Below are 2851 nucleotides of genomic sequence, written 5' to 3'. Positions count from 1 at the left end.
TTGATTGCGTCTCGTCGCACTCACTCGGTCACTTTGCACCGCAAAGTACCTCAAATGATAGGATCAAGCCTCACGAGCAATTAGTATCGGTTAGCTTCACGCCTCACAGCGCTTCCACACCCGACCTATCAACGTCCTGGTCTCGAACGACTCTTCAGAGGGCTCAAGGCCCTAGGGAAGTCTCATCTTCAGGCGAGTTTCCCGCTTAGATGCTTTCAGCGGTTATCTCTTCCGAACTTAGCTACCCGGCAATGCCACTGGCGTGACAACCGGTACACCAGAGGTTCGTCCACTCCGGTCCTCTCGTACTAGGAGCAGCCCCCGTCAAACTTCCAACGCCCACTGCAGATAGGGACCAAACTGTCTCACGACGTTTTAAACCCAGCTCACGTACCACTTTAAATGGCGAACAGCCATACCCTTGGGACCGGCTACAGCCCCAGGATGTGATGAGCCGACATCGAGGTGCCAAACTCCGCCGTCGATGTGAACTCTTGGGCGGAATCAGCCTGTTATCCCCGGAGTACCTTTTATCCGTTGAGCGATGGCCCTTCCATACAGAACCACCGGATCACTATGTCCTGCTTTCGCACCTGCTCGACGTGTCAGTCTCGCAGTTAAGCTACCTTTTGCCATTGCACTATCAGCACGATTTCCGACCGTACCTAGGTAACCTTCGAACTCCTCCGTTACACTTTGGGAGGAGACCGCCCCAGTCAAACTGCCTACCATGCACTGTCCCCGATCCGGATCACGGACCAAGGTTAGAACCTCAAACACACCAGGGTGGTATTTCAAGGACGGCTCCACCAGAACTAGCGTCCTGGCTTCATAGCCTCCCACCTATCCTACACAAGTCTGTTCAAAGTCCAATGCAAAGCTACAGTAAAGGTTCACGGGGTCTTTCCGTCTAGCAGCGGGTAGATTGCATCTTCACAAACACTTCAACTTCGCTGAGTCTCAGGAGGAGACAGTGTGGCCATCGTTACGCCATTCGTGCGGGTCGGAACTTACCCGACAAGGAATTTCGCTACCTTAGGACCGTTATAGTTACGGCCGCCGTTTACTGGGGCTTCGATCCAGAGCTTGCACCCCTTCACTTAACCTTCCAGCACCGGGCAGGCGTCACACCGTATACGTCCACTTTCGTGTTGGCACAGTGCTGTGTTTTTAATAAACAGTCGCAGCCACCGATTCTCTGCGACCCCTTCGCGCTTCGTGAGCAAGTCACTACACGCTACAGGGGCATACCTTCTCCCGAAGTTACGGTATCAATTTGCCGAGTTCCTTCTCCTGAGTTCTCTCAAGCGCCTTAGAATTTTCATCCTGCCCACCTGTGTCGGTTTGCGGTACGGTTCTTGTATGGCTGAAGCTTAGTGGCTTTTCCTGGAAGCGTGGTATCAGTCACTTCAGGTCCGTAGACCCTCGTTATCACGTCTCGGTGTTGAATGAAAGGGCGGATTTGCCTACCCTAACCACCTACCGGCTTGAACGACCTAGTCCAACAGGCCGCTGACCTAACCTTCTCCGTCCCCACATCGCACCATACAAAAGTACGGGAATGTTAACCCGTTTCCCATCGACTACGCATTTCTGCCTCGCCTTAGGGGCCGACTCACCCTACGCCGATGAACGTTGCGTAGGAAACCTTGGGCTTTCGGCGAGCGGGCTTTTCACCCGCTTTATCGCTACTCATGTCAGCATTCGCACTTCTGATATCTCCAGCAGCCCTTACGAGCCACCTTCACAGACCTACAGAACGCTCCCCTACCACGGACACGTTTGACCGTGCCCATCCGCAGCTTCGGTTATAAGCTTGAGCCCCGTTACATCTTCCGCGCAGGACGACTCGACCAGTGAGCTATTACGCTTTCTTTAAATGATGGCTGCTTCTAAGCCAACATCCTGGCTGTCTAAGCCTTCCCACTTCGTTTACCACTTAGCTTATCATTGGGGACCTTAGCTGGCGGTCTGGGTTGTTTCCCTCTTGACGATGGACGTTAGCACCCACCGTCTGTCTCCCACGCTGACACTTCTTGGTATTCAGAGTTTGCCATGGTTTGGTAAGTCGCAATGACCCCCTAGCCATAACAGTGCTTTACCCCCAAGAGTGATACGTGAGGCACTACCTAAATAGTTTTCGGGGAGAACCAGCTATCTCCGGGTTTGTTTAGCCTTTCACCCCTATCCACAGCTCATCCCCTAATTTTGCAACATTAGTGGGTTCGGACCTCCAGTGCGTGTTACCGCACCTTCATCCTGGCCATGGATAGATCACCCGGTTTCGGGTCTACGCCCAGCAACTAAAGCGCCCTATTCGGACTCGGTTTCCCTACGCCTCCCCTATTCGGTTAAGCTCGCTACTGAACGTAAGTCGCTGACCCATTATACAAAAGGTACGCAGTCACCCCATTTTTCAAGGGCTCCCACTGTTTGTATGCATCCGGTTTCAGGTTCTATTTCACTCCCCTCCCGGGGTTCTTTTCGCCTTTCCCTCACGGTACTGGTTCACTATCGGTCGATCACGAGTATTTAGCCTTGGAGGATGGTCCCCCCATCTTCAGACAGGATTTCGCGTGTCCCGCCCTACTTGTCGTACGCTCAGTACCACCATTCTGCTTTCGGATACGGGGCTATCACCCACTATGGCCACCCTTTCCAGGGTGTTCTCCTAGCACAACGGCTATCACGTACAGGCTCTTCCGCGTTCGCTCGCCACTACTGACGGAATCTCGGTTGATTTCTTTTCCTGCGGTTACTTAGATGTTTCAGTTCACCGCGTTCGCTCCCTCTGCCCTATGTGTTCAGGCAGCGGTGACCCCTAAGGGCCGGGTTTCCCCATTCGGATATC

The 2851-nt window shown here is 53.3% G+C and carries 1 rRNA gene; it reads right to left on the bottom strand.

Going from position 1 to position 2851, the window contains the following annotated elements:
• Window positions 1–59: 59 nt before the first annotated feature.
• Window positions 60–2851 (bottom strand): 23S ribosomal RNA (locus ACZ2IA_RS22610); the annotation flags it as partial.

The sequence above is a fragment of the Crenobacter sp. CS_VA4 genome, assembly GCF_055597485.1.
Note: the sequence above shows the minus strand (reverse complement) of the source record. Positions and strands in the feature narration are given on the sequence as shown.